The organism is uncultured Phenylobacterium sp. (assembly GCF_902826855.1).
Lineage (GTDB): Bacteria > Pseudomonadota > Alphaproteobacteria > Caulobacterales > Caulobacteraceae > Phenylobacterium.
Genome location: NZ_CADEGK010000120.1, coordinates 1 through 14,437 on the forward strand (window position 1 = coordinate 1; position 14,437 = coordinate 14,437).

Here is a 14,437-nt window from a genome sequence, read left to right on the forward strand (position 1 = left end):
ACGCGTGACGTGACCGATCGGGTCGAGCGCGATCACCGCTTCCACCTTATCGCCGAGAACACCTCCGACATCATCGTCACCCGTTCCCTGAGCGGTCGGGCAAGCTTCGTATCCGCCTCCTGCGAAGCCATCACCGGCTGGACACCGGCGGAGTTCGCGGGCCGCCGCTACGACGACCTCATCCACCCGGAGGACCAGGAGAAGGTCTGGGCGGTCTACGCCAGGGTGATCGAGGGCGCCGAGGGCGCGAGTGTTCGCTGGCGCGGCCAGCGGAAGGGCTCGGGTGAGTGGATCTGGTTCGAGTCACGTCCCTCGCTGCTGCAGGAAATCCGCCCCGGCGGGGAGCCTGAACTCATCGATGTGATCCGCGACGTGACCGCACAAGTGGCGCAAGAGACGGCGCTCGCTCACGCCACCGAAGCGGCCCAGGCCGCAGCCAAGGCAAAAGCCGACTTCCTCGCGAACATGTCGCACGAGATTCGCACGCCGCTTACGGCGGTGCTCGGCTTCGCCGGGATCCTCACCGCGCGCGACGACCTCGCCCCGGAGGCGCGCCACCTGGCGGATCGCATCGCCCGCGCCGGCCGGGGACTGCTGACGATCGTCAACGACGTGCTGGATTTCTCGAAGCTCGAGGCGGGCCGATTCGAGATCCAGCCCAGGCCCTCGCCGCCGCTGGATCTGGTCCAAGACGTCGTGGCCATGTTCCGGACGCTGGCCGACGAGAAGGGCCTCGATCTGAGCGTCGAGACCGACATGTCCCAAGACGACGTGGTGAGCCTGGACCCGGAGCGCACGCGGCAGGTGCTGGTGAACCTGGTCGGCAACGCCCTCAAATTCACCGACGAGGGCGGTGTCACGATCCGCCTCGCGGCGCAGGGGGACAGGCTCGGGTTCGAGGTCGTCGACACCGGCCCCGGCCTCACTTCCGACCAGTGCGACAAGCTCTTCCAGCGCTTCTCGCAGGTGGACAACTCCTCGACCCGGCGGCACGGCGGGACGGGCCTGGGGCTGGCGATCTGCCGAGGCCTGGTGGAGGCGATGGATGGCGAGATCGGTGTCCGCTCCACCCTCGGCTCGGGCTCCTGCTTCCACTTCGAGATCGCAGCGCCGGCGGCGACCGCCGCTGCAGCAATCGCCGAGAGCGCTTCCTCGGCCGGGAGCCTCGACGGCGTGCGGCTCCTTGTCGCCGACGACAACAACGTCAACCGCGAGCTCGTGAAGATGGTGCTCACCCCGTTCGGTGTCGAGGTGACGGAGGCGCGCGATGGCGTGGAGGCCGTCGAGCGTGCGGCGCTCTTGCCGTTCGACCTGGTCCTGATGGATATCCGCATGCCGCGCCTCGACGGCTTCGGCGCCTTGGCCCAGATCCGCGCCGGGTCCGGCCCGAACACGGGGACCCCCATCATCGCCTTTTCGGCGGGCACGGAGATCACGCCGGACGAGGCGCACGGCTTCGACGGCTTCATCCCCAAGCCCATCGAGGTGCCGATCCTTGTCGGTTCGATCGCAGCGATGATCGCAGAGGCCCCGAGCCGGAGTCACGCCGTCCGCGCCTGATGTCCCGCGTCGGCGCGCGCCCGGATGAACCGCCGCAGCCACCGCGCGTTGACTTGGCGCAGGTTGACCGTATGTTCCGCCACGCGTGGCGATGTCCGTCCACGCCACCCGCGTTGCGCCGGATCAATCATGACCGGGCGCCGCCCCACCGGTACCGAATGACCGAATTTGCCGACCTAGGCCTCTCGCAGCCGACCCTGACCGCCGTCATCGGCGCGGGCTATACCACCGCCACGCCGATCCAGGCGGAGGCGATCCCCCATGCGCTCTCCGGCCGCGACGTGCTGGGCATCGCCCAGACCGGCACCGGAAAGACCGCCGCCTTCACCCTGCCGATGATCGACAAGCTGGCCGCCGGCCGCTCCAAGGCGCGCATGCCGCGGGCGCTGGTGATCGCGCCCACCCGCGAGCTGGCCGACCAGGTCTCGATGTCCTTCGAGAAGTACGCCAAGGGCCAGAAGCTCTCCTGGGCGCTCCTGATCGGCGGCGTGTCGTTCAAGGACCAGGAGCTGAAGCTGGACCGTGGCGTCGACGTGCTGATCGCCACGCCGGGGCGCCTGCTCGACCATTTCGAGCGCGGCAAGCTCCTGATGACCGGCGTCCAGATCATGGTCGTCGACGAGGCCGACCGGATGCTCGACATGGGCTTCATCCCGGACCTCGAGCGGATATTCAAGCTGACCCCGCCGAAGAAGCAGACGCTGTTCTTCTCGGCGACAATGCCGCCGGAGATCACCCGGCTCACGAAGGACTTCCTGAACGACCCTGTCCGCATCGAGGCCTCGCGCCCGGCGACGACGGCCGAGACGATCACCCAGAACCTGGTGCGCATCCCCACCGCCGACCCCAAGGCCAAGCGCACCGCCCTGCGCGAGCTGATCAACCGGGCCGACGTGAAGAACGGCATCGTCTTCTGCAACCGCAAGTCCGAGGTGGACGTGGTGGCGAAGTCGCTCAAGAAGCACGGCCTGGACGCCGCCCCGATCCACGGCGACCTCGACCAGCAGACCCGCATGAAGACGCTGGAGAGCTTCCGCAACGGCTCGCTGCGCCTGCTATGCGCCTCCGACGTCGCCGCCCGCGGCCTGGACATCCCAGACGTCAGCCACGTGTTCAACTATGACGTCCCGCACCACGCGGACGACTACGTGCACCGGATCGGACGCACCGGCCGGGCCGGCAAGTCCGGCCAGGCGTTCATGATCGTGACGCCGGCCGACAGCCGCAACCTCGACAAGGTGCTGAAGCTGATCGGCAAGGCGCCCGAGGAGATCAAGCTCGAGGGCATCGACTGGTCGACCATCAAGGACGAACCGCGCAGCGCCCGGGGCGCCGGACGCGAGCGCGCCGGCGGGCGAGACCGGGACCGCACCCGCGACCGCAAGCCCCCCGTGGATCACCGCCGCACCGACGGGGCTTCGATGGAGCCCCTGGCGCCTGAACCGCGCGAGGAGGCCCCTCCCCGGCCAGCGAAGGAAGCTCTGCCGGAGCGTGCAGAACGTCCCGAACGTGGCAGGCCGAGGCCGGAACGCGCCGCGCGAGCCGAGCGCCCGGAGCGCGCCGAGCCCGAGGCCCGCGGCGAGCGGCCGCCGCCTAGGGAGCGTCCCGAACGGCAACCCGACCGCGCCCCACGTGAACGCGAGGCGCCCGATCGCGGCCGAGCCCAGGGCGGCCGGGAACGCGGCCGGGACGATCACGACGGCGGCGAGCGCGTCGTGGGCTTCGGCTCCGATACTCCGGCCTTCCTGATGCGCAGCCCCCCGCGGCGGGCCGACGACGATTAGTTACGGTCCTTAACCCGTCGTTTGCGGTCCGGCCGTAGGTTGTCGGCCATGTCGACGGACATCGATTCCATTCTCCGCAGCCCGAAGGCCTATCAGTGGGCCCGCAAAGCCATCGAGGCCATGGAGACCCACAAGGTCTGGCCGACTGCGCTCAACTTTGAGCTGTGGCTGCACTACGTCGCAGCCAAGGATAGCGAAGTGGCGGCGGAGATCGACACGGTGCTCAGCTCCGGTGAGCATTTCACCGACCAGATGAGCGAAGAGATCGCCGCCCAACACCTCCCGGCAGCCAAGCTCAACGGCGAAATCCTCAATGCCGGAAAGACGCTGTCCAAGGAACTGGACAGCGTGTCCCGCGCCGTCCGGACCGCCCGGGAGACCAGCAACCTCTATGGCCAGCAACTGGCCTCGGCCAGCGAGTCCTTCCAGGGCCAAGACAACGACAGCGTCCGCGCCATGGTCGAGAACCTCTCCAGCGCCACGCGGAAGGTCCACGAGGAGAACCAGGTCCTGGAGAGCCAGTTGGCCGACACGACCGACGAACTGGGCCGGCTGCGCGCGCACCTGGAGCAGGTGCGGCGCGACGCGATGACCGATGCCCTGACCATGCTGGCCAACCGCAAGGCCTTCGACGAGACGATGGAGCGCGCCTGCGCCGACGCCGACGACACGGACGAGATCCTGACCCTCGCGGTCGTCGATATCGACCACTTCAAGACCTTCAACGACACTTGGGGCCACCAGACGGGCGATCAGGTGCTGCGCTACGTGGCCAGCGTCATCGGCCGCATCGGCGGCGAAGGGGCGCGCTTCGCAGCCCGTTATGGCGGCGAGGAGTTCGCGGTGATCTTCCCCGGCGAGCGCAGCGATGTGGCGCTCGCCGCCATGGAGCAGGCCCGCAAGGAGATCTCCTCGCGCACCCTGAAGCGCCGCTCCACCAACGAGGATCTGGGCGCGATCACCATCTCAACCGGCATCGCCGAGCACCGCCGGGGCGACCAGCCCGCGGCTACCATCGAGGCCGCCGACGGCGCGCTCTACGCCTCCAAGCGCTCGGGCCGCAACCGCTCGTCGCTGGCCGACATGACCGCCCAGAGCCAGGTCCCGGCGAAGCAGGCCGCCGCCTGATTTCCCTTGGCTGACGCGGGGGTATCTGGCCTTGAACTCGTGCGAACGAATTCAAGGGAGATCGTCATGGACGGCGCACAAGCCCCCGCCAAGGTGAAGACCGCCACCGAGAGCGGTGTCCGGATCATCACCCTCAACGATCCCGGCACTCTGAACGCCGCCGGCCTGGAGTTGATGAGGGATCTCAGCGCCGCGGTGGACGCGGCCATCGGCGACCCCGCCGTGCGCGCCATCGTGATCACCGGCGAAGGCCGCGGCTTCTGCTCGGGCGCCAACCTTTCCGGACGCGGCGATGGCGGCGGCGGCGGCGCGGTGACCTCCAACGACGGCCCGAACCAGGCGCTGCTGCGCACCTACAACCCCTTCGTCAGCTCGATCCGCCGTTCTCCGAAGCCCCTGGTGGCGGCGGTCAACGGCGTGGCGGCCGGTGTCGGCGTCTCCCTGGCGCTCGCCTGCGATCTCGTGGTGGCGGCTGAGAGCTCATACTTCCTGCTGGCCTTCCGCCGCATCGGCCTGGTGCCGGACGGCGGGGCGACCTGGCTGCTGCCCCGGCTGATCGGCAAGGCGCGGGCCATGGAGCTGATGCTGCTGGGCGAGAAGCTGCCGGCGCCGACGGCCCTGGACTGGGGCCTGATCAATCGCTGCGTCCCCGACGCCGAGGTGATGCCCAAGGCGATGGAGCTGGCCATCGCGCTGGCCAACGGCCCGAAGTCCCTGGGGATGACCCGCAACCTGATCTGGGAAGCGATGGACGCCGCCTGGCACGACCAGGTGGAGGCCGAGGCCTACGCCCAGGGCGAAGCGGGCCGCACCGAGGACTCCCGCGAGGGTGTCATGGCTTTCGCCCAGAAGCGTCCTGCCCAGTTCAAGGGCAAGTAGGCCTCCTACCCCTGAACATCATGGCCGGGCTTGTCCCGGCCATGACCATCTCTGAAGTCGTGGCTCGGACCGCGTCGGCGCTCAGCTCATCCGCTGGCGGCGGAGCTTCTCCAGCTCCTCGGCGATCATCCGGTCGCGCATGCCTTCGCCGTCCATGTAGACAGCGGCCGCATGCGCCCCGAGGCCGATGCCCCAGCCCAGCATCGGCCAGATCGGCCAGAAGTAATGGCCAAAGGACGTGGCGATGTAGATCGCGGTCAGGCCGGCGTTGACCACGACGTAGGCCATCAAGTGGCTTCGGAAGGCCAGCCGCATGTCTGCGCGCCGGGCCGCGAGGCGGTGCAACTCGTCTTCGTCGCTCATCACGGTCCCCCCGTTTCCGGTTCGGGACGATACCCTTGCGCGTCGGGCCGGGCTAGCCACGGGTCAGTCCCCCGTCGCAGGCTGGATGGTCACGCTCTCGCCGCAGCCGCACGCGTCGGTCTCGTTGGGATTGCGGAACACGAACTTGGCGGCCAGACGACTGACTTCGTAGTCGATCTGCGTGCCCAGCAGGAACAGCACCGCCTTAGGCTCCACCAGGATGGTCACGCCCTTGTCCTCGACCACCTCGTCCAGCGGGCTGGCCGTCTCGGCGTATTCGAGAACGTACTCCTGGCCGGCGCAGCCGCCGTTCTTCACCCCGACGCGCAGCCCCGCATAGGGCTTCTCGGCCTTGGCCATGATTTCGCGCACCCGCTCAGCGGCGGCCTCGGAAAGCGTGACCACCTTGGCGCGCGGTCGGCGCGGTCGGAACGTCGGCGGGGAGATGTCGAGGTTGCTCATCAGAACATGTTCAGTTGCAGCTTGGCCTCGTCGCTCATGCGCGAGGGGTCCCACGGGGGATCGAACACCAGGTCGACCTTCACCGAGCGGACTTCGGGGATTTCGCGGACGGCGTCTTCGACCCATCCCGGCATGTCGCCGGCCACCGGGCACCCCGGCGCGGTCAGTGTCATGTCGATGGCCACGTCCTTATCGTCGGAGACGTCGACCTTGTAGATCAGGCCCAGTTCGTAGATATCGACCGGGATTTCCGGGTCGTAGACGGATTTCAGACGGTCGATCAGCTTGTCGGTGAGCACGGTGAGCTCCTCCTCGCTGAGCGGCGGGGCTTTCGACTCGATGGGGGCGGCAGCGTCGTCCATGGCACTCATATTCTATGCGAAGAAGGCCTGGGTCTTGGTCAAGGCGTCCACAAAGGCGTCGGCCTCTTCTACGGTGTTATATAGGGCGAAAGATGCCGGCGCGGTCGACGTGAAGTCGAAACGCTGCATCAGAGGCTCGGCGCAGTGGGTGCCGGCCCGCACGGCCAATCCGTAGCGGTCTAGGATCTGGGCCACGTCATGGGCGTGCGCCCCGTCGACGGTGAAGGAGAGGATCGCCCCCTTGCCCGGCGCGTCGCCGATCACCCGCAGCCAGTTGGCGCCCTTCAGCCGCTCGCGGACGCGCTCGTAGAGGGCGTGCTCGTGCTCGGCCACCGCAATGCGGTCCAGGCCGCTGACGAAGTCGATGGCCGCGCCCAGGCCAATGGCTTCCAGGATCGGCGGCGTGCCGGCCTCGAAGCGGTGCGGCGGGTCGGCATAGGTGATCTCGTCCTCAGAGACGACGCCGATCATCTCGCCCCCGCCCTGGTAGGGCGGCAGTTCCGCCAGCCTGTCGGCCTTGCCGTAGAGTATGCCGATGCCGGTCGGGCCGTAGAGCTTGTGGCCGGAGAAGACGTAGAAGTCGGCGTCGATGTCCTTCACGTCCACGGCCCGGTGCACGATGGCCTGGCAGCCGTCGAACAGCACCAGCGCGCCGGCCTCATGCGCCATCCGGGCGAGCGACTTGGCGTCGTTGATCGTCCCCAGCACGTTGGACATGTGGCTGAGCGCGACCACCCTCGTCCGAGGCCCCAGCAGACCCTGGAACGCCTCCAGGTCGAGGCGGCCGTCGTCGGTCACCGGGACCCACTTCAGGACCACGCCCAGCCGCTCACGCAGGAAGTGCCAGGGCACGATGTTGGCGTGATGCTCCATCTGCGAGAGGATGATCTCGTCGCCGGACTGCAGCCGAGCGCCGAGCCCCGCCGCCACCAGGTTCACCGCCTCGGTGCCGCCCTTGGTAAAGACGACCTCGTTCACATCGGCGTTGATGAAGGCGGCCACCTTCCTGCGCGCGGCCTCATAGGCGTCGGTGGTCTCGTTGGCGAGCGTATGCAGGCCGCGGTGCACGTTGGCGTACGAGTACTCCATGGCGTGGGTCATGGCGTCGATCACAGCCCTCGGCTTCTGGGCCGAGGCGGCCGAGTCCAGGTAGACCAGCGGCTTGCCGTTCACCTGGCGCGCCAGGATCGGGAATTGGGCTCGGATGGCTTCGGCGTCGAAGGCCATGGTCAGACCCCCAGCGCCCTGGTCGCCCAGCCACGGACCACGTTGCGGGCCTCCTCGAACCAGATGCGGTCGACGACCTGGCCGATGAAGGCCTCGGTCAGCATGGCGCGGGCTTCGGTTTCGGGGATACCCCGTTGGCGGGCGTAGAACAGGGCGTCCTCGTCCAGGGCGCCGACGGTGTTGCCGTGCGCGCAGGAGACATCGTCGGCGTAGATCTCCAGCTCGGGCTTGGCGTCGACCTCGGCGCGATCCGACAGGATCAGCGCGTGGTGGCCCATGCGTGCGTCGGTGCGATCGGCGCCCTCGCTGACGATGATGCGCCCCTGGAAGACGCCGCGCGCCTGGTCGCGGACCACGCCCTTGGTGAGCTGGATGGTGGTGCCGTCGAGGCCGTCGTGGGTGACAACGGTGGTCTGGTCGGAGTGCCGTTTGTCGGCCAGCAGGTAGATGCCGTCCAGCCGCAGGCTGGCGCGGCCGCCGGGGTGGGCGACGCGGGTCTCCAGCCGCTGGCGGCGCGCGCCCGAGGCGGCGATCGTCTGGCCGAAGTCGGCGCCGGGGGCCAACTGCACCTCCGCCTGGCTGACCGTGATGGCGTCCTCGTGGTCCTGCGCCACGACGATGCGCTCCAGCGCCGCGCCCTCGGCCAGGGTGATGCTCAGCGTGGTCTGCGAGACCGAGCCTGCGTCGCTCTCGTAAGTCTCCAAGAGGCGCAGGCGCGCCCCGGCCGCGAGCGTGATGGTCACCCGGTTGGCGTGCGCGCCCGCCCCGCGCGACACCAGGCGCAGGGCCGCGAGCGACTTGCGGCCCGCCGCCACCTCGATGCGGGCGTCGCCGCCGTTGACCAGGACGTGGTGGTCCGCGGCCAGGCGGTCGAACAGCCCGGCGGGCACGTCGCCGGTGAACCGCGGCGAGGGCTCCGGCAGCACGCGGATCAGGCCGCGCAGGTCGGTCCAGCGCCAGTCCTCGTCCCGCTTACCGGGGAGTTCGGTGACGTCGCGCGTCTTGAGGGCGGAGGCGAGGCTCAAGCGGCCCTCGCGTACTTGTCGTAGCCTTCGCGCTCCAGTTCGAGGGCCAGTTCGGGGCCTCCGGACGCGACGATCCGGCCGCCGGACAGCACATGCACCCGGTCGGGTTTGATGTAGTCCAGAAGGCGCTGGTAGTGGGTGATCACCAGCATGGCGCGATCGGGGGCGCGCAGTGCGTTCACCCCATCGGCGACGATCCGCAGGGCGTCGATGTCCAGGCCGCTGTCGGTTTCGTCCAGGATCAGGAAGCGGGGCGACAGCATCGCCATCTGGAAGATCTCCATCCGCTTCTTCTCGCCGCCGGAGAATCCGACGTTCAGCGCCCGCTTCAGCATCTCGAAGTCGATCTTCAGCTCGGCGGCCTTGGCCTTCGCCAGCTTCAGAAATTGCGGCGCCGTGATCTCCGCCTCGCCGCGGGCCTTGCGCTGGGCGTTCATGGCGGTGCGGATGAAGGTCAGCGCCGGGACGCCGGGGATTTCCAGCGGGTACTGGAACGACAGGAAGACGCCGCGGGCCGCCCGCTCGTTGGCCTCCAGCGCCAGCAGATCCTCACCCTCCAGGGTGACCGTGCCGGATGTGACCTCATAGCCCTGACGGCCGGTGAGAACGTAGCTCAGCGTCGACTTGCCGGCGCCGTTCGGGCCCATGATCGCGTGCACTTCGCCCGCAGGGACGTCGAGCGTGAGCCCCTTCAGGATCTCGGTCTCGCCGACGGTGGCGCGGAGGTTGGAAACGCTGAGCATCAACGGGTCTCGTCGGCGAGGAATTGGGCCATGACCTTCAGAGCGTCCTCGACGGACTCCACGGTCTCTTGCTTGCGAAGCGCAGCGGCGCCCGGATTGGTGCGCTTGTCGGACAGGGTGACGTTGGCTTTCCCGCCTTCGAAATAGGCGGCGATGCGATAGTCCTGGTGGTCCAGCGAGACGGTGTAGCGGCGAATGTCGGCGCCGAGCGAGCGCTTGGTCAGGAACTCCGCGTCGGTGGTCAGCGCGCCGTGCAGCGCCTGGGCGCTGGCCAAGTCGGCCTCCTGCTGGCGGCGTACCTCCTCGTCGCGGGCGCGACGTTCCATCTCGCGGCGCGCGAACTCGGTCTCGAAGGCGTCCTTCAGAGACAGCGTCTTCACCTTGCTCGTCCGCGTCGTCATCCGACGCTGCCCTCGAGCGAGATCGCCACCAGCTTCTGGGCTTCCACCGCGAACTCCATGGGGAGCTCCTGCAGCACGTCCTTGACGAAGCCGTTGACCAGCAGCTGCACCGCCTCCTCCTGGGAGAGGCCGCGTTGCATGGCGTAGAAGAGCTGGTCCTCGGAGAGCCGCGTGGTGGTGGCCTCGTGCTCGAACTTCGACTGGCCGTTGCGGGCCTCGATGTAGGGCACGGTGTGTGCGGCGCAGTGCTTGCCGATCAGCAGGCTGTCGCACTGCGTGAAGTTCCGCGCGCCCTTGGCTTTCGGATGGGCCGAGACCAGGCCCCGGTAGGTGTTGGAGCTGCGGCCGGCGCTGATGCCCTTGGAGATGATCCGCGAGCGGGTGTTGGCGCCAAGGTGGATCATCTTGGTGCCGGTGTCGGCCTGCTGGCGGCCGTTGGTGATGGCGATCGAGTAGAATTCGCCGGAGCTCTCGTTCCCGCGCAGCACGCAGGAAGGATACTTCCAGGTGATCGACGAGCCGGTCTCGACCTGGGTCCAGCTCACCTTGGAGCGGTCGCCGCGGCAGTCGCCGCGCTTGGTGACGAAGTTGTAGATGCCGCCCTTCCCGGTCTCCGGGTCGCCCGGGTACCAGTTCTGGACGGTGGAGTACTTGATCTCCGCGTCGTCCAGCAGCACCAGCTCGACGACCGCGGCGTGCAACTGGTTCTCATCGCGCATGGGGGCCGTGCAGCCCTCCAGATAGGAGACGTAAGCCCCCTTGTCGGCGATGATCAGGGTGCGCTCGAACTGGCCGGAATTCTCGGCATTGATGCGGAAATACGTCGACAGCTCCATCGGGCAACGCACACCCGGCGGCACGTAGACGAAGCTGCCGTCCGAGAACACCGCGGCGTTCAGGCAGGCGAAATAGTTGTCGCTGACCGGCACGACGGTGCCCAGGTACTGCTTCACCAGCTCCGGGTGCTCGCGGATCGCCTCGCTCATTGAGCAGAAGATCACCCCGACCTGCGCCAGCTCCTTCTTGAAGGTGGTGACCACGCTGACACTGTCGAACACGGCGTCGACCGCGTACTTCGGGCTGCCGACCACGCCGGCCAGGACTTCCTGTTCGCGCAGCGGGATGCCGAGCTTCTTGTAGGTCTCCAGCAGGTCCGGATCGACCTCATCGAGGCTCTTGGGGCCGACCTTCTCCTTGGGTGCGGCGTAGTAGTAGCTGTCCTGGTAGTCGATGCGCGGGAAGCTCACCTTCGCCCAGTCGGGCTCCTCCAGCGCCAGCCAGCGCTCGAAGGCGTCGAGGCGCCAGTCCAGCATCCACTGCGGCTCGTCCTTCTTGGCCGAGATGAAACGGACGATGTCGGCGTTCAGGCCCTTCGGCGCGAAGTCCTGCTCGATGTCCGTGACAAATCCGTGCTTGTATTTCTCAAGTGAAGCAACGTGTTCGACAGTTTTCTTAACGGCAACCATCAGGCGGTTTCCTTCTGGCGTGCGCTGTGGCGGGCATAGGCTTCAAGCCAGGCTTCGGCGAAGCGGTCCCAGTCGGCGACGGTGGTGTCCCAGCCGCCGCTGACCCGGATGGCGCAGGCGGCAAGTTCCCCTTGGCCCATGGCCGAGAGGACAGGGCTGGCCTTCACCTTGCCCGAGGAGCAGGCCGAGCCGGCGCTGATCATGATCCCGGCCAGATCGAGGGACATCACCTGCAGGTCCGACGTGTAGCCGGGCGTGGCGATGCAGAGCGTATTGGGCAGGCGCGGCGCGGCTTCGCCCATGACAACACTGCCGACGGCCTGCATGCGGCTGGCGGCGGCGTCGCGGCAAGCCTGCTGCGCTGCGAGGCCAGCCTTGGCGACCTTAGCGGCTGCACCGAAGCCACTGATGCCAGGGAGATTTTCGGTACCACCCCGGCGGCCGCGCTCCTGGCCGCCGCCGTGCTGGCGGCGGCTGAGGGTGGCGCGGGGACCGAATGTGAGCGCGCCGACGCCTTGCGGGCCTCCGATCTTGTGGGCGGACACGGACAGTGTGTCGGCCCCCAGCGCACGGCTGTCGACGGAGATCTTGCCGGCGGCCTGGATGGCGTCGACGTGCAGCCAGCCCTCGGCGGCGCGAACGATCTCGGCGGCCTCGGCGACGGGTTGGATCACGCCGATCTCGTTGTTGGCGAGCATCATGGCCACGAAGGGCTTGCCGTCGGCGGTGTTCCAGCGGGCCAGGCGCTCGGACAGCCAGGCCAGATCGGCGACGCCGTCGGCGTCCACCGGCAGGACCTCGACCTCGACGCCCAGGACGCGGGAGGTTTCCTGCACGCTGTCGTGCTCGATGGCCGACACAATCAGGCGCTTGGCGCCCGCCGCCACGGCGCTTTCGATGGCGATGGCGTTGGCCTCCGTGCCGCCGCTGGTGAACACCACGGTGGAGGCCGGCGCCGCGATGAGGGCGGCCACCTGCTCGCGGGCCTGCTCCATCGCCGCGCGCGCGGTCCGCCCGGCCGCGTGGATCGACGACGGATTGCCCACCGCCTGCATCACCGCGGTCATGGCGGCGATGGCCTCGGGGCGCACCCGCGTGGTGGCGTTATGGTCCAGGTAGACGCTCATGCGGCCTTCCGCAGTCGCCCGCCTACCACATCGGCCAAACTGACCGACGCCAGGTAGTCCTCGATCCGTTCGCCCAGGTCGGCCCACAGGTCGTGGGTCAGGCAGCGTTCGCCCTTGATCATGCAGCCCTTGCCGGCGTTGCAGCGGGTGGCCCTGAGCGGCTCGTCCACGGCGTGCACGATCTCGGCGATGGTGGTCTCGCCGGCGGTCCGGGCGAGGCGATAGCCGCCCCCAGGGCCGCGCGCGCTCTTCACCAGTCCCTTGCGGCGCAGCCGAGCGAACAGCTGTTCCAGGTACGAGAGAGAGATTTCCTGGCGCGCGGCGATGTCGGCCAGGGCCACGGCGCGGGCGGCGTCGCCTTCTCGGCGGGCGAGGTCGGCCATCGCCATGACGGCGTAGCGGCCTTTGGTGGAGAGACGCATGCGTCAGGGTCCAGTGCAGTTTTCTCGCGTTTCGCGGCGACCCTATGTTACAAGCCGCCGCCTTGCGCGGGACCGATCCAGCCGGCTGGTTGCGACTTAGGAAGACCCAGCGCAGCAGTCAAGTATTCCGGCCCCCATTCGGGCCGATCTGAAGGGGTTCTGATGCCAGAAGTGGTGCTGACCGGCGCGGCCGGGCGGATCGAGGGGCGGTATTCCCAGGGCAAGAGCGAGACGGCGCCGGTCGCCTTGATCCTGCACCCCCACCCCAAGGCCGGCGGCCAGATGAACAATCCGGTGGCCGTGCAGCTCTTCCACCTGTTCATGAAGCGCGGCTTTTCCGTGCTGCGGTTCAACTTCCGCGGCGTCGGGCGCAGCCAGGGCGAGTTCGACGGGGGCATCGGCGAGCTGGCCGATGCGGCCACCGCGCTGGACTGGCTGCAGACCACCAACCCGGCGGCGTCGCAATGCTGGGTGGCCGGCTACTCGTTCGGCGCCTGGGTGGGCATGCAGCTCCTGATGAGGCGCCCCGAGACCGACGGCTTCATCTCGGTCTCTCCGCCGACCAACGCCTATGACTTCTCGTTCCTGGCCCCCTGCCCCGCCTCCGGCCTGATCCTGCACGGCCAGCACGACACCGTGGTGCCGCCGATCGACGTGGAGCGCGTGGTATCCAAGCTGCGCACGCAGAAGGGCATCGTCATCGACTACGACGTGGTCGAAGGCGCGAGCCACTTCTGGATGGAGAACCTGCCGGACGTGGAGCAGCGCGTCGGCGCGTACCTCGACAAGCGCCTGGCGGCGAACCCGGCGTGACGTCCTTCCTCTCCCGTTTATGGGAGAGGCGCGCGCTCGATCCGCCGAGCCTGAGGTTTGCCCTCTCCGCCATCGGCTCTTCGGCCGATGGTCCCCCTCTCCCGTGAACGGGAGCGGAAGGCCATGACCGCGCCGGAAGACGCCATCCGCGCGCGGCGCAGGCTGACCAATAAGCTGATCGCGGCCCACGAGGCGGCACGCCTGCGGCCGTTCTTCGCGCCGGACGTGAAGCTGATCGTCGGCGACGGGGCGCTGATCCTGGGGGCGGACGAGGTGGTCGCGGCGTTCGCGGCGCAGTTCGCCGAGGCCGGGTTCGCGGACTATGTGCGCGAGGCGGAGCGGGTCGACCTGGACACCGCCGGCGTCCGGGCGGCAGAGGCGGGTCGCTGGACCGGGCGCTGGCGCGACCGCGAGACCGGCGGGACCTACCTGGCGGTCTGGCGGAAGGTCACCGGCCAGTGGGTGATCGAGAGCGAGCTCTATGTGACGCTGGCTTAGGCGATTGCCTTTCCCGCTTGCGGGAAGGGCAAGGCTCATTCGGGGCGCGGGAGGGTGATGCGGAAGGCGGCGCCCTGCCCGGCCTCGACGAGGTCGATCCGCGCGTGGCTGGCGGCCAGGAGGGAGCGGGCGATGGGCAGGCCCAGGCCGGTCCCGCCCTGGGCCCGGCGGCTGGTG

General features: G+C 68.6%; 17 protein-coding genes. 6 read left to right on the forward strand and 11 right to left on the reverse strand.

The genetic code is table 11. From position 1 onward, the window contains the following. The 4 genes from QZV94_RS15940 to QZV94_RS15955 form a co-directional block, all read left to right on the forward strand. On the forward strand, positions 1–1,560 hold a 1,560-nt coding region (locus tag QZV94_RS15940; RefSeq protein WP_293678906.1), incomplete at its 5' end, for an ATP-binding protein. Between the two features lie 158 nt (positions 1,561–1,718). Further along, positions 1,719–3,344: a DEAD/DEAH box helicase gene (locus tag QZV94_RS15945; protein WP_293678908.1), complete on the forward strand. Its 1,626-nt coding sequence runs from the start codon at positions 1,719–1,721 to the stop codon at positions 3,342–3,344. A gap of 48 nt (positions 3,345–3,392) precedes the next feature. Then, positions 3,393–4,472: a GGDEF domain-containing protein gene (locus QZV94_RS15950; protein WP_293678910.1), complete on the forward strand. Its 1,080-nt coding sequence runs from the start codon at positions 3,393–3,395 to the stop codon at positions 4,470–4,472. A 66-nt stretch (positions 4,473–4,538) separates the two neighbouring features. Then, positions 4,539–5,351, forward strand: a complete 813-nt coding sequence (locus QZV94_RS15955; protein WP_293678912.1) for an enoyl-CoA hydratase/isomerase — start codon at positions 4,539–4,541, stop codon at positions 5,349–5,351. Positions 5,352–5,432: 81 nt separating this feature from the next. Here QZV94_RS15955 and QZV94_RS15960 read toward each other — a convergent pair whose 3' ends face one another. The 10 genes from QZV94_RS15960 to QZV94_RS16005 all read right to left on the reverse strand — a co-directional run bounded on the left by QZV94_RS15960 (position 5,433) and on the right by QZV94_RS16005 (position 12,949). Beyond that, positions 5,433–5,714: a 2TM domain-containing protein gene (locus QZV94_RS15960; RefSeq protein WP_293678914.1), complete on the reverse strand. Its 282-nt coding sequence runs from the start codon at positions 5,712–5,714 to the stop codon at positions 5,433–5,435. A 63-nt stretch (positions 5,715–5,777) separates the two neighbouring features. After that, positions 5,778–6,176 carry an iron-sulfur cluster assembly accessory protein gene (locus tag QZV94_RS15965; protein ID WP_293678916.1) on the reverse strand — a complete coding sequence of 133 codons (399 nt, stop codon included), beginning with the start codon at positions 6,174–6,176 and terminating at the stop codon, positions 5,778–5,780. Continuing rightward, a complete protein-coding gene (locus tag QZV94_RS15970; RefSeq protein ID WP_293678918.1) occupies positions 6,176–6,538 on the reverse strand; it encodes an SUF system Fe-S cluster assembly protein in 363 nt (120 codons plus the stop codon). Before QZV94_RS15970 ends, QZV94_RS15965 begins: the two co-directional genes overlap by 1 nt. Before the next feature lie 12 nt (positions 6,539–6,550). Continuing rightward, positions 6,551–7,765, reverse strand: a complete 1,215-nt coding sequence (locus QZV94_RS15975; protein ID WP_293678920.1) for a cysteine desulfurase — start codon at positions 7,763–7,765, stop codon at positions 6,551–6,553. 2 nt (positions 7,766–7,767) lie between these two features. Then, complete coding sequence (gene sufD, locus QZV94_RS15980) at positions 7,768–8,790, reverse strand: Fe-S cluster assembly protein SufD (protein ID WP_293678922.1); 1,023 nt, start codon at positions 8,788–8,790, stop codon at positions 7,768–7,770. Continuing rightward, positions 8,787–9,533: a Fe-S cluster assembly ATPase SufC gene (gene sufC / locus QZV94_RS15985; protein ID WP_293678924.1), complete on the reverse strand. Its 747-nt coding sequence runs from the start codon at positions 9,531–9,533 to the stop codon at positions 8,787–8,789. Before sufC ends, sufD begins: the two co-directional genes overlap by 4 nt. Continuing rightward, on the reverse strand, positions 9,533–9,913 hold the full coding sequence (locus QZV94_RS15990; RefSeq protein ID WP_293678926.1) for a hypothetical protein: 381 nt from the start codon (positions 9,911–9,913) through the stop codon (positions 9,533–9,535). Before QZV94_RS15990 ends, sufC begins: the two co-directional genes overlap by 1 nt. A gap of 17 nt (positions 9,914–9,930) precedes the next feature. Next, complete coding sequence (sufB, locus tag QZV94_RS15995; RefSeq protein WP_293678928.1) at positions 9,931–11,400, reverse strand: Fe-S cluster assembly protein SufB; 1,470 nt, start codon at positions 11,398–11,400, stop codon at positions 9,931–9,933. Continuing rightward, a complete protein-coding gene (locus QZV94_RS16000; protein WP_293678930.1) occupies positions 11,400–12,527 on the reverse strand; it encodes a cysteine desulfurase family protein in 1,128 nt (375 codons plus the stop codon). Before QZV94_RS16000 ends, sufB begins: the two co-directional genes overlap by 1 nt. After that, positions 12,524–12,949: an Rrf2 family transcriptional regulator gene (locus QZV94_RS16005; protein WP_293678932.1), complete on the reverse strand. Its 426-nt coding sequence runs from the start codon at positions 12,947–12,949 to the stop codon at positions 12,524–12,526. Before QZV94_RS16005 ends, QZV94_RS16000 begins: the two co-directional genes overlap by 4 nt. Positions 12,950–13,111: 162 nt before the next feature. On the opposite strand from QZV94_RS16005, the gene QZV94_RS16010 reads away from it, so the two are divergent. Then, the gene (locus tag QZV94_RS16010; RefSeq protein ID WP_293678934.1) at positions 13,112–13,762 is read left to right on the forward strand and encodes an alpha/beta hydrolase; all 651 of its coding nucleotides are present in this window, start codon (positions 13,112–13,114) and stop codon (positions 13,760–13,762) included. A 123-nt stretch (positions 13,763–13,885) separates the two neighbouring features. Then, positions 13,886–14,260, forward strand: a complete 375-nt coding sequence (locus tag QZV94_RS16015) for a DUF4440 domain-containing protein (RefSeq protein WP_293678936.1) — start codon at positions 13,886–13,888, stop codon at positions 14,258–14,260. Positions 14,261–14,295: 35 nt separating this feature from the next. On the opposite strand, the gene QZV94_RS25225 is transcribed toward QZV94_RS16015, so the two are convergent. Then, positions 14,296–14,437: ATP-binding protein (locus tag QZV94_RS25225; RefSeq protein ID WP_367254607.1), on the reverse strand; the 142-nt coding region annotated here is incomplete at its 5' end.